This window comes from Gluconacetobacter asukensis (assembly GCF_014174375.1).
Classification (GTDB): Bacteria; Pseudomonadota; Alphaproteobacteria; order Acetobacterales; family Acetobacteraceae; genus Gluconacetobacter; species Gluconacetobacter asukensis.
In genome coordinates, this window is the sequence record NZ_JABEQE010000003.1 from 261,689 (window position 1) to 276,973 (window position 15,285).

Sequence of the window (15,285 nt, forward strand, 5' to 3'; positions counted from 1 at the left end):
TTCTCGTAAATAAACCATGCGAGGCCTGCTGGACGAGCTCGAAAGCGAGACGTTTGAAGGTAAGGACATGGTTTTGACACGAGGAGGGAAATTACCCATGCGACCTATTATTCACGCCGCGACTGCGCTGGTTTTATGGACTGCGTTTCAGCTTCACGCAGCCGGCGCGCAGGAGACACACGCCTTATCTTTACCCCAACTTGAGGGTTCCTGGTCGTGTGAGGGATACTTCATCCGAAATAAACGCCCGATCGCTTCAAATATTTCCGTTACGCGTGATGTTGGTAACGGCGCATTGCTTCTCCATCATGACGATAAGCCGCCTGCCTTATACCATTCCCTGGAAGTCTGGAGTGTCAGCAAGGATGGCTCTCTGAAATCCTCAATCAGTGATGTCTATGGCATGCGCTGGTTCACTGCACAGGGCTGGGACGGAAACGGTTTGAAACTGAATCGAACCGAAGGTGGTTCAGTGGTCGAGCAATTCACCTACGCATTCAGAAACGCGAACACACTCGAACTCGACTGGGCTATTAGTCGCAGTGGACGGCCGTTGACGATTGGCGATACGCTTACCTGCCATCGAACCGGTTAACCGTTCTCAGCAGGTAGAAGGTTGGCTCCCATTGTCGAAGGAACCCCGACCTAATGTACGGGCCGCGAACACACGTCTTTGCAGGACGCTTACAGCTTGGTACGCAGGGCGTGCTAGGTGCTGGACCTTGGCTAACGCTGCGAGCGGCAGCGTGGACAGCCGTCTTGGCATTTGCAGTCGAAGGACCAGCCCTCGCCCCTGCTGCTGTTGCGCATATCACTCATCGACACATTGCCTTGTCGCCAATTCTGCTCACCGGCATCTTATTGCTCAGCTACGGCGGCTATGGGCTTTTGGTGCGTTGGGGTGAGCGTCGGCCAGTTTCTGAGTTGGCACTTTGGCGCGCGCCGTTTGAGTTGGGGGCTGGAGCGCTGACGGGCGCGGTCCTTATGATAATGATATATGTCTCGTTGCTCGCGACTGGCCTTTATCAAGAACATCAAAGCGGGGCTCCAGAATGGCTCTTTCAAGCTCTGGCATGTTTTGCCACGGCTTCTCTCGAGGAACTTCTTTTTCGTGGTATAGCTTTTCGCATCTTGGCGCGGCTGCTCGGCTCGGTCCCAGCCCTGGGTATATCCGCTTTATTGTTTGGCATGGCTCACCTTATCGCCCCGGATGCGAGCATACTGGCCGCCGTAGGAATTGCTGTTGAGGCGGGACTTCTCCTGGCAGCCTGTCTTATGCTCACTGGGCGCATATGGTGCGCCGTGGGCCTGCATGCCGCCTGGAATTACATGGAAGGCCCGATTTTCGGAGCTACCGTCTCCGGTCATGTGCGGCCAAACGCCTTGCTAAGCAGCAGTCCGGCAGACGGTGCTTCGCCTCTATGGAGCGGCGGAAATTTTGGTCCCGAGGCGTCTCCTGTTACCATGCTGATCGGTCTGGTCGCTTTTGCGGCGGTCATGGCTGTGATCATTCAGCGCGGGCGCAGGGAAACGGGCAAGCTCGCGTGACAGCAGCCAAACGGCGAGATCGACGCTTTTGCCTACTCCATGCCAAACCAAAATGTTATCTCTTGAAAACTATTTAAAAAACTCCCACGCGATTATGCCCGTATAAGATAGACTGTTTAGAAAGTTTCTCGGCAGTAAGGCATCGAACGGTGATCTCCATGCGTCGACAAGCACACGAGAGATGAATTTCAAATCACCTGTCGTTGCGCGGCGTATCGAAACCTTTTCGGCCATCGTCGGTCACTCTCCTGTATTGGCCGTTTCCATGTCTGCTTATCTAAGATTTCTATCTACAGCAGACATTCCGCTCCTTCCGCAGTCCGGACGTGGGGCGTTCTGGTGAGGTGATTTGATCGCCCGTTAAGGATGGTCGTGCGGCTGTAATGCTGCCTGCGATATAGAGGAGCATGGTGGACGCACGCCGGATTGTTTCCGGCGTGCGTTTGTAAGGCTGGTGTCAGTTCGGGTCTGTGCCCAGGATGCGGTGGTTCAGCATGGGGGTGATGTCGGGGTCCTTGCCGTAGAAGGCGCGGAATAGGGGGGCGTAGTCCTGCGTGTGGCCTTGGGAGAGGACCATGTCGCGGAAATGCTGGCCGTTTTCACGGGTGAGGCCGCCATGGTCGCGGAACCAGGCGAAGGAATCGTCGGCGAGCATCTGGGTCCACAGATAGGCGTAGTAGCCGGCGGAGTAGCCGTTGGACCAGATGTGCAGGAAGTAGCTGGACCGGTAGCGGGTGGGGACGAGGGCGGTGTTGAGGCCGGTCTTGTCCAGGGCCGCCTTTTCGAAAGCGTCGACATCCTGCTGGGACGCGTTGGCGGGCAGGCTGTGCCAGGCCATGTCCAGCTGGGCCGCCGCGATCAGTTCGCCCATGGCGTAGCCGCGATTGAATGTCGCCGCCTTCTTGATCTTGTCGACCAGTTCCTTCGGCATTGCGGCACCCGTCTGGTAGTGGCGCGCGTAATGGGCGAAGACGGTCGGATCGAGCGCCCAGTGTTCGTTGAACTGCGAGGGGAATTCGACGAAGTCGCGGGCAACCTGGGTGCCTGACACGAGCGGGTAGGTCTGGTTCGCGAACAGCCCGTGCAGCGCGTGACCGAATTCGTGGAACATCGTGACCACGTCTTCGAACGTGATCAGGTCGGGCTGGCCGGCCGCCGGCTTGGCGATGTTGGCGACGTTATAGACGACCGGCTTCGTGCCCAGCAGTTTGGACTGGCCGACGAAATTCGACATCCACGCGCCGCCATTCTTGTTGTCGCGCTTGAAATAATCGAAATACATCAGCCCGAGGGTGGAGCCATCCTTGTCGAGGACCTCGAACACCATCATGTCGGGATTGTAGACGGGAATGTCCTTGCGCTGCTTGAAGGTGATGCCATAGAGCTGCGTCGCCGCGAAGAACACGCCGTCGCGCAGGACCGTGTTGAGCTCGAAATACGGCTTCACCTGATTTTGGTCGAGCGCGTAATCCTGTTTGCGCACCTGCTCGGCGTAATGCGTCCAGTCCCAGGGTTGCAATGCGAAGGACTGGCCGTCCTTGCGGATCGTTTCCTGGATGCGGGCGGCTTCGTGATCCTGCTGCGTGCGGGTCGCCGGCGCCAGCTGGGCGATAAAGCGCTGTACGGCGGCGGGTGTGCCGGCCATCTGGTCATACAGCACATAGGATGCGAAATCGGGGTAGCCGAACAGGGCCGCTTTCTGCGCCCGTGCGTGGGCCAGGATCGAGATCGTGGCGCGGGTGTCGTTGGCATCGCCCTTTTCGGCGCGGGTCCAGCTCTGCTGGAACAGGGCCTCGCGCGTGGCGCGGTCGGTCATGCTTTCCAGATCGGGTTGCTGCGTCGTGTTCTGTAGCGGGATCAGCCATTTTCCGGACAGCTTGCGGTCGCCGGCATCCTTGGCGAATGCGGTGATCGTGCCGTCATCGAGGCCGGTGAGGGCGGCCTTGCTGTCGACCGTCAGCGCGCCGTCACGGGTGGCGGCCAGGAGCTTCTGCTGGAACGCTGTTTCCAGTGTGGAAATCTGCGTGTTCAGGGCACGCAGTTTCGTCTGGTCGGCGGGTGAGAGCTTCGCGCCGGCATGGACGAACTGCTGGTAGTAGAGTGTGAGCACCTGCGTCTGCTCGGGTGTGAGATTCAGGTGGGCCCGGTCATTGTACAGGGTCTCGACGCGCTTGAAGAGTTTCGCATCGAGATAGATCGAATCCTGATGTTGCGAGAGCAGCGGGGCGACGATGCTCTGTGTCTTGTCCAGCGTGTCGTTGGTGTTGGCCTGATAGACGCCGTAGAAGGTCAGGCCCACGCGGTCGAGCATGCGGCCCGAGCGTTCCATCGCGACGATCGTGTTGTCGAAGGTCGGCGCGGCGCGATTGTCGGCGATGCGGCGGATTTCGGCCTTCTGGATCGCCATGGCCTGGAGGAAGGCCGGCTTGTAGTCGCCGTCATGGATGATGTCGAAACGCGGCGCCTGGAGCGGAAGCGTGCTCGGGACGGCGAATGGGTTGGAGGAAGCCATTGCGCTAGCGGAAAGACTGGCGAGCGCGGTCGTGGCGATCAGCGTGCTGATGCGGAACAATCGTGTCATTCAGTGAACCCTCGGAACCCAGGCGGCGCCGCGTGGCGCCGCTGGCGAAGCCGGATGATCCGGCCGATGGTCATTTATAGGCAGCCATGGCCGGTGTGGGAACCGGGTCACCCTGTCCGCAGCCGATTTTGTGGGGGAACGTCGCCGGCGCACTGATCCCGCGGGGGAGGCGGTCGGGCGGAGGGATCGGGAATGATCCGCTTGCAGGCTGGGTCTATTGGAAACGGGTGATGAGCCGGATGATCGCGATGCGCCTGGTCGAGTGCTTCAATAATTCGGCATCTCTCGATCTGTTCGCAGATATACGGAACAGGTCTGCGATGTGGTCACACCTGTTCTTCGGTGCATGCGCGCAGGGCGTCGGCGACTTTTTTCTGCTCGTGGTCGGGCAAGGGCAGCACTGGCCTGGGCGGTCTGGCCTCGGACAATCCGAGATGATGGATGGCCGCGTAGGCGACGCGGAGGCTGCCATGGGCGCGGAAGAGTGCCCACATCGGCTGGAGCCGGTCGTTGCAGTGCCGCACGGTGGCATCGTCACCCGTGCGGGCGGCGGTGACCAGGGTGCGGGCCAGTTTCGGCAGGAAGCCACCAAGGACGCTGAACCAGCCGTCGCAGCCTGCCAGCAGGGCCTCGGCGGCGATCCAGTCGCCGCTATAGCCGATGGCCAGTCTGCCCACCGGGCCGGCGCGGAGGCGGGCGAGTTCGTCGGCGACGGCGCCTTCGGGCGGGGGCGGCATCTTGACGGCGGCGATGTTGGGGACGTCCGCCAGCCGTTCGAGCAGTTCCGCGCCGAAGTTGAAATGGGTGGTGCTGGGATTGTTGTAGATGCACAGTGGCAATTGCGTGGCGCCGGCGACTGCCACGTAATGCTGGTACGCCTCTTCCTGTGTCAGCGGGGTGTAGGAGACCGGGGCCATGAGCAGCCCGTCTGCGCCTTCGGCTTCGGCATCGCGCGCGAGGGTCTGGGCGTCGTCCGTGCGCAGGGTCCCCACGCCGACGATCAGGGGTGTGCGGCCGCCCACGCTCTTGGCCGCGGCGCTTATGGCCCGGCGTCGTTCGGCGCTGGTGAGGTAGGCATAGGTTCCGGTGCTGCCCAGCAGGCCGATGGAATCGACGCCGGCCGCCGAGAGGTGCGCCGTCAGGCGCGTGACGCCGTCGGCATCCACGACGCCGTGTTCGTCGGCCGGGGTGATCGGGAAGGCGGACAGGCCGTGGAAGATCGACATGCTATCTCTTATCTCTTGGTATCAGAGATGGGCGGTGGCGACCGAGGGGCGGTTGAGCATGGACATCAGCTCGCGCCTTGTGTCGGAATTGGTGCGGAAGACGCCCAGCATGCGGCTGGTGACCATCGATACGCCGGGGCGGTGGACGCCGCGCGTGGTCATGCACTGATGCCCGGCTTCCAGGATCACGGCGACGCCGTGGGGTTGCAGCACGTCGTTGATCGTGTTGGCGATCTGTGCCGTCAGGCGTTCCTGGATCTGCAGGCGGCGCGAAAAGGCGTCGACCACGCGGGCCAGTTTGGAAATGCCCACCACGCGTTTGCTGGGCAGGTAGGCCACATGGGCGACGCCGATGATCGGCACCATGTGATGTTCGCAATGGCTTTCGAAGCGGATGTCGCGCAGGAGCACGATCTCGTCGTAATCATCGACCTCGGAGAAGGTGCGCGACAGGATGGAGGACGGGTCTTCGCCATAGCCCGCGAAGAATTCCTCGTAGGAGCGCACGACCCGGCCGGGCGTGTCCAGCAGGCCCTCGCGCGACGGGTCCTCGCCCGCCCAGCGCAGCAGGGTGCGGATCGCGTCTTCCGCCTCCTCGCGAGAGGGGCGGAGAAGGGGGGGCTGGGAGATCTCGGTCATGAATCCTGTCTTCGGGAACGAGCGTGCGCGGGCGCTAGTGGATGATGGTGGGGTGGTAGGGACAATCCAGGCTGAAGGGCGGGACCTGGACGTCGAACGGCCGGTGCGAACGGGCATCGATCATGTGATAGAGGCCGCGCATGAAGCCGGTCGGTGTCTGCAACCCGGTGCCGGATGTGTATTCGAAGACCTGGCCGGGCTCCAGCACCGGCTGTTCGCCCACCACGCCGTCGCCGTGGACATGTTCGACCCGCCCGACGGCATCCATGATCTCCCACGTCCGGCGCAGGAGCTGGACCGTCTCGCGGCCCAGATTCTCGATCCGGATGCGGTAGGCCCAGGCGAAGCGGTGTTCCTCGGGCATGGACTGGTCGTCCAGCCAGAAGGTCTGCACGATCACGCGGATCGATTCCGTGGTCGCCTCGTAGCAGGGGGCGCCTTCCATGGCCTCCGCCAGAGCGGCGTCCGGGTCGGGGGGCATTCCCGGCGGCGGCGGTCTGTCAATGGCCATGGCGTGGTCCCCGTCGGCTCAGCGCGACCGCAGGGCCGCGAGGCCGCGATCCAGATCGTCTTTCAGGTCGGCGATATCTTCCAGCCCGACCGAGAAGCGGATCGCGCCGTCGCTGATGCCCAGGCGTGCGCGTTCTTCGGCGCCGATCTTCATGTGCGTGGTGGTGGCCGGATGGGTGACCATGGAGCGCGCGTCGCCCAGATTGTTGGAGATCGCGATCAGCCGCAGCGCGTTCATGAAGGCGAACGCGCCCTCCTTGCCGCCTGCGACCTCGAACGCCACCAGGGTGGAGGCGTCGCTCATCTGGCGTTTGGCCAGTTCGTATTGCGGATGGTCGGTGCGGCCGGGGTAGAAGACTCGGGTGACGCAATCGGCGGCGGCCAGATGGTCGGCGACGGCGGCGGCGTTTTCGGTCATTGCGCGCACGCGCAGCGACAGTGTTTCCAGCCCCTTCAGCATCACCCACGCATTGAAGGGCGAAAGGGCGTTGCCGGTGTTGCGGGTGAAGGGTTGCAGCGTATCGGTGATCCAGTCGCGGCGGCCCAGCACCGCGCCGCCCAGCACGCGGCCCTGGCCGTCGATATGCTTGGTGCAGGAATAGACGACCACGTCGGCGCCCAGTTCCAGCGGCTTCTGGTACAGCGGGGTGGCGAAGACGTTATCGACCACCACCAGCGCGCCGGCCGCGTGGGCGAGGTCGGAGATCGCGCGGAGGTCCAGGATATCGAGCATCGGGTTCGACGGGCTTTCCAGCAGCACCGCCGCCGTGGGGCGGGAGAGGGCGGCGGCCCAGGCGTCCAGGTCGCGCCCGTCGACGAATTCGGTCTCGACACCGTAGCGGGGCAGCAGGTTGGCGACGATCCAGTGGCAGGAGCCGAACAATGCGCGCGATGCCACGACCCGGTCGCCGGCCTTGACGTGCGACAGCAGGGCCGAGGAGACGGCGCCCATGCCCGTGGAGGTCGCGATACAGGCCTCGGCCCCTTCCAGGTCGGCCAGGCGGGATTCCAGCGCCGCGACGGTGGGGTTGCCGAAACGGCTGTACTGGTAATGGACCACGTCGCCGGTGAAGGTGGCCTCGGCCTGTTCGGCATTGTCGTAGACGAAGCCGGAGGTGAGGAACATCGCCTCGCTCGTCTCGCCGAAGGGCGTGCGCTCGATGCCCGCATGGAGCAGGCGGGTGGCGGGGCGGTAGGTGCTGGTGGAGTCGTTGCTCATCGTCAGTTCCCGGAACAAAACCGTCAGGAGGCCGAGGCTGGGAGCATCCGGGTGGCGAACCGGTTCTGCGGCCCCGCGTCCTGACGCGGAAATCCGACCGTGGAAACCGTGACGCCCGCGGAGTCTGGCGGTGTCAGGCCTCTTTAGCGCGTCTGTTTAACCTCGTCGCAAGCCGGCCGATCCAAATCACGAGGGCCCCGCGGCCCCCTTGGGGCCATTGGACGTCAGGGTTATTGCGGATCGCGGGGCTGCTCGTCAACCATGTGGGGTGGGTGGGGGTGGATTGCATCGGGCCGGCCGGTGCGGTATAGGGCTAGCCGCGACGCGGGTGTAGTTCAATGGTAGAACGGCAGCTTCCCAAGCTACATACGAGGGTTCGATTCCCTTCACCCGCTCCAGACTTGCTGATAAATTCCGGTTGGTGGCGATCCGACGTGCGTTTTCTGCGCCTCGGTGCCCGGAAGCATGCGATGGCGTGGCCCTGTGCGGCACTCTCGCTCATCAGGCCGCATTTCTCAGTTGGCCGTCTGGCCGGGTAGCGGCGGGCCGCCCAATGCCTTCTGGCGGCATTGGGACGGGAGCGGTTTCCGGGCAATTGGGCTTGAGTTTCAGTCCTTGTGAGTGGCGACAAAGAGTTCGCCATTTGCGTCGATCCAGCCGCGAAACATGCCTTCTGTGTTGAATTCCGCCGTGACCGTGCCGGCGTGGTCGATGGCGATGACGCCGCCGCCGATCCCCTGCGGCGTGAAGGTCTCCGCCAGGATCATGCGAATCGCCTCCCCGACCGAGTGTCCGGCATAGCGCACGCGTGCAGCGATCTCGTGGCCGATCACGTGGCGGATGAACTGTTCGCCCTGTCCCGTGCAGGAAACCGCGCAGATGCCGTTCTGCGCATAGGTGCCGGCACCGATGATGGCACTGTCGCCCACGCGGCCCACCGCCTTGTTGGTGAAGCCCCCGGTGGAGGTGGCGGCCGCGAGGTTGCCGTCGCAATCCAGTGCCACCGCGCCGACCGTGCCGTGCTTCTCGCTCTCGCTGGCGAAGGTGCCCAGCCGGTCGTGCGCGCGCATCGCCTGCAGCGCCTCTGCCCGACGCGGGGTGGTGAAATAGGATTGCGGCATCGTCTCCAGCCCATGGGCGGCGGCGTATTCGTCGGCTGCCGGGCCGGCCAGCATCATGGGGATATCCTGTTCCATGAGCCGTCGGGCCAACCGCACCGGGTTGCGCACGGCCCGTGCGCCCGCGACGGCACCCGCCAGCGCGGTCGCGCCGTCCATGATCGAGGCGTCCAGTTCATGCCCTCCCGCGGCGTTCAGTGCGGCGCCATGCCCGGCGTTGAAATGCGGGGAATCCTCCAGGGCCATCACGCAGGCTTCGACGGCCGCGACGGATGGGCCGCCTTCGGACAGGATCGCGTATCCGGCTTCCAGCGCCTTGCGGATGTCGGCTCGCGCGTCGGCCCATTCCTCCTCGGACAGAAGGGAACGGGACATGACACCGCAGCCGCCATGCAGGGCGATGACGGGGCGGCGGGTCGGCGCGGGGCTCATGGCGTATCTCCCTGGGGGTGGGCCATGCACCAGGCCGCGACCTGCTCGTGTGTGGCGAACCAGACATCCCCCTTCTGCCGGGCGGCTTCGAGCAGGGCGGCGATCACGCCGATCCGGCTGCGATGGCCGCTGATATGCGGATGCAGCGTCAGCAGAAACAGCCCGCCTTCGTCATGGGCGCCCTGGAATTCTGCCAGGAAGATATCCAGTACGTCGCGCGGGGGCGTGTAGGGGCGGAGCGCCGAAAAGCGGTCGAAATTGAAATAGACGGCGTCGTCCCGGATCCATTCGGGCGGCAGTTCGACGATACCGGTGGGGGCCCCGTCCTGTACCAGTTCGTACGGATCATCGTCGGCCATCAGGCTGCTGTCGTATAGCAGGCCCATCTCGCGGATGATGGACAGCGTGTTGAGCGAGAAATCCCAGCTTGCCGTGCGGATGCCGACGACCGGCTTGCGGCTGATATCCTGTAGCACCTCCCGCGCGCGGGAGGTCAGGTCCCTTTCGGTTTCTGCGTCCAGATGGGTGTTGCGCTCGTGGATCCACGAATGGATGCCGATTTCATGCCCGTCGGCGACGATGCCGCGCACTTCCTCGGGATAGAGGAGAGCGGACACGGCGGGGTAGAAGAAGGTTGCGGGCACGCCATGGCGTTGCAGCAGCGCGCGGATACGCGGCACGCCGCGACGGTTGCCGTAATGGCCCTGGCTGATCCGCATCGGGCTTTCATCGCCGTCACGCAGCGGGATCGTGTCGTGGTCGGCGTCGAACGAAATGGCGAAGGCGCAGCGTGCGCCGTCCGGCCACGCAGCGGGATGCAGCGAGCGCCCGGCCCTGGCGCGTCCGACGGCTGCGCGCCAGCGGCTCTCGGGCCATTGCCAGGGAGGGAGAGGGGCGTCGGGAGGCGTCGTCATGGCAGGGTTTCCAGGATTGGTTCGTTGGCGGCCGGCGGTGGCGGAAGCGCGCGGCGCCAGTGTGCGTCCATCTTGCGGGCGAAGGGGATGAACAGGGCGGAAGCGAGGGCGACGAATGCCGCCAGCGCGGCCAGGTTGCCGAACAGATGCGCATATCCGGCGATGGAGGCCGCGCTGAGACCTCCTGCCGGCCCGTGCGTGGCATCGGTGGCGATGAGGCTGCCGAGATAGCTGGCAAGCCCGCCGAGGACGGAGAAACACCCCATCAGGCGGCCGACGCCGTCGGGCGGTGCGTAGCGCGCGATGACGGCGAGCCCGAGGGCCGCGATCAGCAGTTCGCCCAGTGAGAACAGCGCATATCCCGCGACCATCCACCAGGGCGAGACCGGCCCGGCCGCGCCAGCCAGTGCTGCCGCGCGCCACAGGACGAAGGAGCCGGTCAGCAGTACGAAACCGGACAGGAAGCGGATTGGAACGGAAATCGGGCGCCCCTTCCGTTCGGCGCGGTGATAGAGTGCGGCGAGGCAGGGGGCGAACGCGACGATCCACAGATTGTTCAGCGACTGGAACTGGCCGGGTTGCAGCGCCCAGTCCATGCCCGCGAGGCGGATCGCGCCCGCGACGTGGTCGCGCGCGAAGCCGGTCAGTGAGGTCGCGATCTGCTGGTTGAACAGGAAGAACAGGATCGCTTCGGACTGGAGGGCGAAGGATAGTTTCAGGCCCGCGCGCCAGGCGGGTTTCGCACGCCGGTAGAGCATGATCCAGATCAGCAGGATGGCGGTGGCCGCGACCCAGATGCAGGTCCTTGCGAGCGCCGGATAGTGAAGCAGTGTAAAGGCCGCGCCGATACCGGCACCGAGCAGCAGCCACAGGCGGCGATCGGGCGCGCCGGCCGGCGGGGGCGCCGTGGCCGGCAGCGTCAGCGAGACCGCGAAACCGGCCCACAGCACGGCGGCGGCGATACCGAAGCTTGCCTGCCAGCCGATATGCACGGCGAGGAAGGGAATGGCGAGGGCCGCGATTGTCGCCCCGATATTGATGGACATGTAATAGATGGTGAAAACGATATCGAGCCGGTCGTCGGCGCCGCTGAAGGCGTGACGCAGCAGGCTGGTGATGTTGGGCTTGAAGATGCCGCCGCCGCAGACCAGGACGGCCAGCACCAGCGAGACACCGGTCGCGCCGCTCATGCCGCTGGCCAGGCCGGTATAGCCGATGGCCAGCAGTGCGAGCGCGACGGCGACCGTCCGCCGGGCGCCCAGAATCCTGTCGCCAAGCCAGCCGCCCAGAACGGGCACGCCGAACATGAGGGCGCTGAATGCGCCCCACAGCATGATGGCGCCCTGTTCCGACAGACCCATGGTCCTGATGAAATACAGGACCGAGACGCTCTGCAGGCCGTAGAAGCCGAACCGTTCGCACAATTCGAGCGTGGCGATCCGCAGGAAGGTGCGTCGGCGGGGCTCCATCATGTCAGAACCTGGCGTTGATGGAGCCGAAGAACTGGCGGGGCGAGCCTGCCAGCAGGGACTGGCGGTCGCCCACCAGCGGGAAGCCTTGCTCGCCCACCGTCGAGATGTAGGGTGTGTTCAGCAGGTTGTAGACATCGAACGAGACCGAGAGGTCGCGGAAGATGCTCTGCTGGCCGAAGCTGTATCGCGCACCGACATTCGTCATCCAGAAACCCGGCACGCTGGTATCGTTGGTGTAGCTGAGATAGCGGCGCGAGATGTAGCTTGCATCGAAATGAGCCGAGAGCCCCTCGTAGCTGTAGGTCAGGCTCGTTTTGTACATGAACTGAGGGTAGGCGGGAACCTTCTTGCCCTGCAGATAATAGAGCACGCCTGCCGAGGTGATGTTGTTGTCGTATGTCGAGTGATTGTAGCTGATGCTGTTGTCGATCGCGAGATGGCGGATCGGGCGGATCACGACGTCGGCATCCACGCCGTTCATGGTCACGCCGCCGAGATTGCCGACGGTCGAGGTCGGATTGACCAGCGAGCCGGAGGCCATGAGCCCGAGGCGGTTGGTGAAGTTCGAGCGGTAGGCGTCGACGGAAGCCGACACGACCTTGCCGTAATAATGATAGCCGACGACGTAGGTCCAGTTGCGTTCCGGACGCAGTGTCCGGCGCGCGATATCGAATGCCGCCTGGTTTTTGACGCCCCACAGGGACGGCACGCTGCCCGACTGGTAACCTTCGTAGGTGAAGGCGCGCATGTTCTCGGCCATGTCGAAATAAAGCTCGTGGTTTTTGAGGAAATGCCAGTCGATATTGACGTGCGGCAGGAACGCGGCCGATGAGGTGACGCTGCCGTTCGGCAACTGGTCGACATGGGTGTAGGAAACGTTATTTTCGTTCGCGCCGCCGGCCGTGGTGACGACGAGGGACTTGAAACCGCCGGTGATCGCGAGGCCCGGCAGGATGTGGTACGTGTCGGTCAGGTGGTATTGGACCGTGTTGGTGTTGAAGCCCATGCCCCAGACCTGGGCGAACGGGCCGCCATAGGTGTTGAACGGGCCGACTGCGCCGATCGGAGCGCCCTGCCCGAGGACGGGTTCGGAATAGTAATATTTTCCGATATCGTAACTATTGTTCTCGAACCACACGCCCGTGCGCAGCACGTTGTTTTCGTAGGTGTGGGTCATCTCGGTCGTGAAACCCAGGCGCCGGACCTGCTCGGGGATGACCATGAACGATAGCGGGGCGCCGGTCGGCGATGCGACATAGGGGTTCGCCCAGGTCGAGTATTCCTGGCTGCCATGGCCGTAGAACAACGTCTTCCAGCGGATATGGTGGCCCATGTCGAAATCGAGTGTCAGGCCGCCCAGATAATCGCGTTCGGCCTGTCCGCCATTGTAGTAGGCGGCATCGGCGGGATCGGACAGCGAGGCGAAGGACGAGGGATAAATCCCCTGCGCGGCGAGGTAGGCGGTGCGGTAGTCGGGCGCGTAGTTGTCCAGGCGCTGGCCTACCTTGTGCAGCAGCTCCAGGGACAGGTCCTGGTATTCGTACTGGGCGAGGTCGCTCCAGTTGAAAAATGCCTTGATACTGCTGTTGTTTCCGATGGGCTGGACGATCTTGGCATTGACCTGCTGGGTGAACTGGTCACCATAGCCTTTCCATTTATCGGCATCGACCCGCATATAGGATACATATGCCTTCGTTCCGAAAGGCGTGAAGGTGCCGGTATCGCCCTTTATGTAGGTGCGATAGCTGTTGTAGCTGCCGAACATCTGCGAGATCGTGCCGCCTGCCTTGTCGGCCGGATCGGCGGAATAAAATTCCATCGCGCCGCCCAGTTCGCTGGTCGACGGAAGCGTGACGTCCCCGCCGCCCTGGCTGAGATTCATCCGGGCGATATTGTCCTGTGTGATCGCCGAATTGACGTCGAGGCCGTTATATTTGTTGTAAGACTGGTCCCCGAGCGGAATGCCGTCGAGCGTCGCGCCGAGCTGGCTCTGGTTGAAGCCGCGCACATAGAACGATTTCGAATAGATATCGAGGCCAAGGGGATCGTTGGACACGAAGTTCGCGCCCGTCAGGCTGCCGAGGATCTTGAGCGGGCTTGTGCCTGCGACGAATTTTTCCATGTCCTTCCTGGACACGTCTGTGATGGCGCTGTGGGCGGCCCGGAGTGCCGCGGTGACCATGACGTTTTCGTTCTTCGCGCTCGATGCCGCATGTGAACGCTCCGGTTTCGCATGCTGCTTCTGATGGGGCGTGGCGTTCTGCGGTGTCGCAGCCAGGGCGGTCGAGGACAGCAGCATGAAGGCTGCGGCGCCGAAGGGGTTCATCTTTCTGGTGAACATATGCGTGCCTGCGTCTCCGTTGCGTCATGTCGGGTCGTCGGGTCCGCCGGCAGGTCATTCATCGACCGGAACGAACCGTTATCGGATTAAGCACACAAAATGTTACTCTGCAATGATACAAGATGGATGATATGGCAAATTTTAGCATCCTTGTGTGTAACAAGTTTCCGTCCTAATATGAGCAGGCACGTTGCGCCGTTCCCGAATGTTGTCGAACAGGTCCGGCGATGGAGGAGGAGGATCTCATTCGACAGGACAGCGCCAACCCGGAGGTGGTGGAACAGGATGGGGGCGAGCGCCTGGACGTGACCCTCTTTCGGATCGACAGGACTCTGGACCTGCCGATCGGAACGCAACTCAAGGGACAGATCGAATATGGGATCGGGCTCGGCGTCATCAGGCCGGGCCAGCGGCTTCCGCCTGTTCGCGAACTGGCCGAGCGGCTGGGCATTTCCCCGGTCACGGTGGGGCAGGTCTATGCCGAACTCAAGCGCGGCGGCGTACTGCGCGGACGGACCGGGGCAGGCACGTTCGTTGCCGACCTGATGGCCGGATGGTCGGCCCGAGGCGCGCGCGGCTCGGAGATCCAATCCGCGATCGATGTGTTGGTCACCCGTGCCCGGGCGCTGGGGCTGAGCACGAGCGAGGTCCTGGGCCTGGTCAGCGCGCGGATGGAAGGTGGCGGCCTGGGTGTGCCCCCGCCATCGGTGATGGTCGTGGGCAATTTCATGCAGACCACAATTGCCTATTGTCGGCAGATGGAGCGGCTGAGCGAGGGGAAGGTACGGTTTCTGCCGACGACCATCACCCAGTTGCAGACGAATCCGTCAGAACGGCAGCGTGTTGACTTGTGTCAGATGGCTGTGACATTTGCTCATCGCCGCACCGAGGTCGCGCGTATGTTGCCCGGACTGGGCGTGGCGGTCATCACCTTCATTCCGTCGATGGAGACGCGGATGAAACTGGCGCAGATCGATCCGGGCAGCCGCGTCCTGCTCGTCGTCATCAATCCGGAGTTCGCAGGGTCGATGAAAGCCGGTGTCCAGCAGTTCGCGCCGCATATCGCGGAACCTGTGGTCGTCCTGATCGACGCGCCGGAATGCGAGGTCCTGACGAGGAATGCCGATGTGATCGTCTACGCCACCGGCGCGGATGATCTCGGGCTGAAATTCCCTGACGAATCGATCCATTTTGAATATCAGCACACGCCCAATCCCCATGACGTCAGCCGCCTGATCGCCGAGCTGACCGCACGGCGGCCGTGAGGGGCGCATGTCACAGGAAA

The 15,285-nt window shown here is 63.4% G+C and carries 12 protein-coding genes, 1 tRNA gene and 1 riboswitch; of the genes, 4 read left to right on the plus strand and 9 right to left on the minus strand.

Annotated elements, in window-relative coordinates; translation table 11 throughout:
* Positions 1-16 precede the first annotated feature (16 nt).
* Complete coding sequence (locus HLH35_RS05485) at positions 17-595, plus strand: hypothetical protein (RefSeq protein WP_182978172.1); 579 nt, start codon at positions 17-19, stop codon at positions 593-595.
* A 164-nt stretch (positions 596-759) separates the two neighbouring features.
* Positions 760-1,548 carry a CPBP family intramembrane glutamic endopeptidase gene (locus tag HLH35_RS05490; protein WP_182978173.1) on the plus strand — a complete coding sequence of 263 codons (789 nt, stop codon included), beginning with the start codon at positions 760-762 and terminating at the stop codon, positions 1,546-1,548.
* A gap of 457 nt (positions 1,549-2,005) precedes the next feature.
* Here the strand turns inward: HLH35_RS05490 and HLH35_RS05495 are convergent, their stop codons facing one another.
* The 5 genes from HLH35_RS05495 to metZ all read right to left on the minus strand — a co-directional run bounded on the left by HLH35_RS05495 (position 2,006) and on the right by metZ (position 7,723).
* Positions 2,006-4,129 carry a M3 family metallopeptidase gene (locus tag HLH35_RS05495; RefSeq protein WP_182978174.1) on the minus strand — a complete coding sequence of 708 codons (2,124 nt, stop codon included), beginning with the start codon at positions 4,127-4,129 and terminating at the stop codon, positions 2,006-2,008.
* 326 nt (positions 4,130-4,455) lie between these two features.
* Positions 4,456-5,355 carry a dihydrodipicolinate synthase family protein gene (locus tag HLH35_RS05500; protein ID WP_182978175.1) on the minus strand — a complete coding sequence of 300 codons (900 nt, stop codon included), beginning with the start codon at positions 5,353-5,355 and terminating at the stop codon, positions 4,456-4,458.
* A 21-nt stretch (positions 5,356-5,376) separates the two neighbouring features.
* Positions 5,377-5,994, minus strand: a complete 618-nt coding sequence (gene folE, locus HLH35_RS05505) for a GTP cyclohydrolase I FolE (RefSeq protein ID WP_182978176.1) — start codon at positions 5,992-5,994, stop codon at positions 5,377-5,379.
* 34 nt (positions 5,995-6,028) lie between these two features.
* Positions 6,029-6,505 (minus strand): Co2+/Mg2+ efflux protein ApaG, encoded by a 477-nt coding sequence (apaG, locus tag HLH35_RS05510; protein WP_182978177.1) that lies wholly within the window; start codon positions 6,503-6,505, stop codon positions 6,029-6,031.
* An 18-nt stretch (positions 6,506-6,523) separates the two neighbouring features.
* Entirely contained in the window at positions 6,524-7,723 is a 1,200-nt protein-coding gene (gene metZ / locus HLH35_RS05515) for an O-succinylhomoserine sulfhydrylase (RefSeq protein WP_182978178.1), read from the minus strand.
* A 122-nt stretch (positions 7,724-7,845) separates the two neighbouring features.
* A riboswitch (SAM riboswitch) is annotated at positions 7,846-7,926 on the minus strand.
* Between the two features lie 121 nt (positions 7,927-8,047).
* Between metZ and HLH35_RS05520 the strand changes: the two genes are divergently transcribed.
* Positions 8,048-8,121 (plus strand) — tRNA-Gly (locus HLH35_RS05520).
* 210 nt (positions 8,122-8,331) lie between these two features.
* Here the strand turns inward: HLH35_RS05520 and HLH35_RS05525 are convergent.
* From HLH35_RS05525 to HLH35_RS05540, 4 genes are read right to left on the minus strand one after another with little or no spacing between them, the layout of a single operon-like run.
* On the minus strand, positions 8,332-9,273 hold the full coding sequence (locus HLH35_RS05525; protein ID WP_182978179.1) for an isoaspartyl peptidase/L-asparaginase family protein: 942 nt from the start codon (positions 9,271-9,273) through the stop codon (positions 8,332-8,334).
* Positions 9,270-10,187 (minus strand): polysaccharide deacetylase family protein, encoded by a 918-nt coding sequence (locus tag HLH35_RS05530; protein ID WP_182978180.1) that lies wholly within the window; start codon positions 10,185-10,187, stop codon positions 9,270-9,272. The genes HLH35_RS05525 and HLH35_RS05530 overlap by 4 nt, the downstream gene beginning before the upstream one ends.
* A complete protein-coding gene (locus tag HLH35_RS05535) occupies positions 10,184-11,659 on the minus strand; it encodes a peptide MFS transporter (RefSeq protein ID WP_182978181.1) in 1,476 nt (491 codons plus the stop codon). Before HLH35_RS05535 ends, HLH35_RS05530 begins: the two co-directional genes overlap by 4 nt.
* A gap of 1 nt (position 11,660) precedes the next feature.
* Positions 11,661-14,000, minus strand: coding sequence for a TonB-dependent receptor domain-containing protein (locus HLH35_RS05540; protein WP_246384861.1), 2,340 nt, complete (start codon positions 13,998-14,000; stop codon positions 11,661-11,663).
* Positions 14,001-14,227: 227 nt separating this feature from the next.
* Here HLH35_RS05540 and HLH35_RS05545 point away from each other — a divergent pair, with 227 nt between their 5' ends.
* On the plus strand, positions 14,228-15,265 hold the full coding sequence (locus tag HLH35_RS05545; RefSeq protein WP_182967660.1) for a GntR family transcriptional regulator: 1,038 nt from the start codon (positions 14,228-14,230) through the stop codon (positions 15,263-15,265).
* Positions 15,266-15,285: the final 20 nt, after the last annotated feature.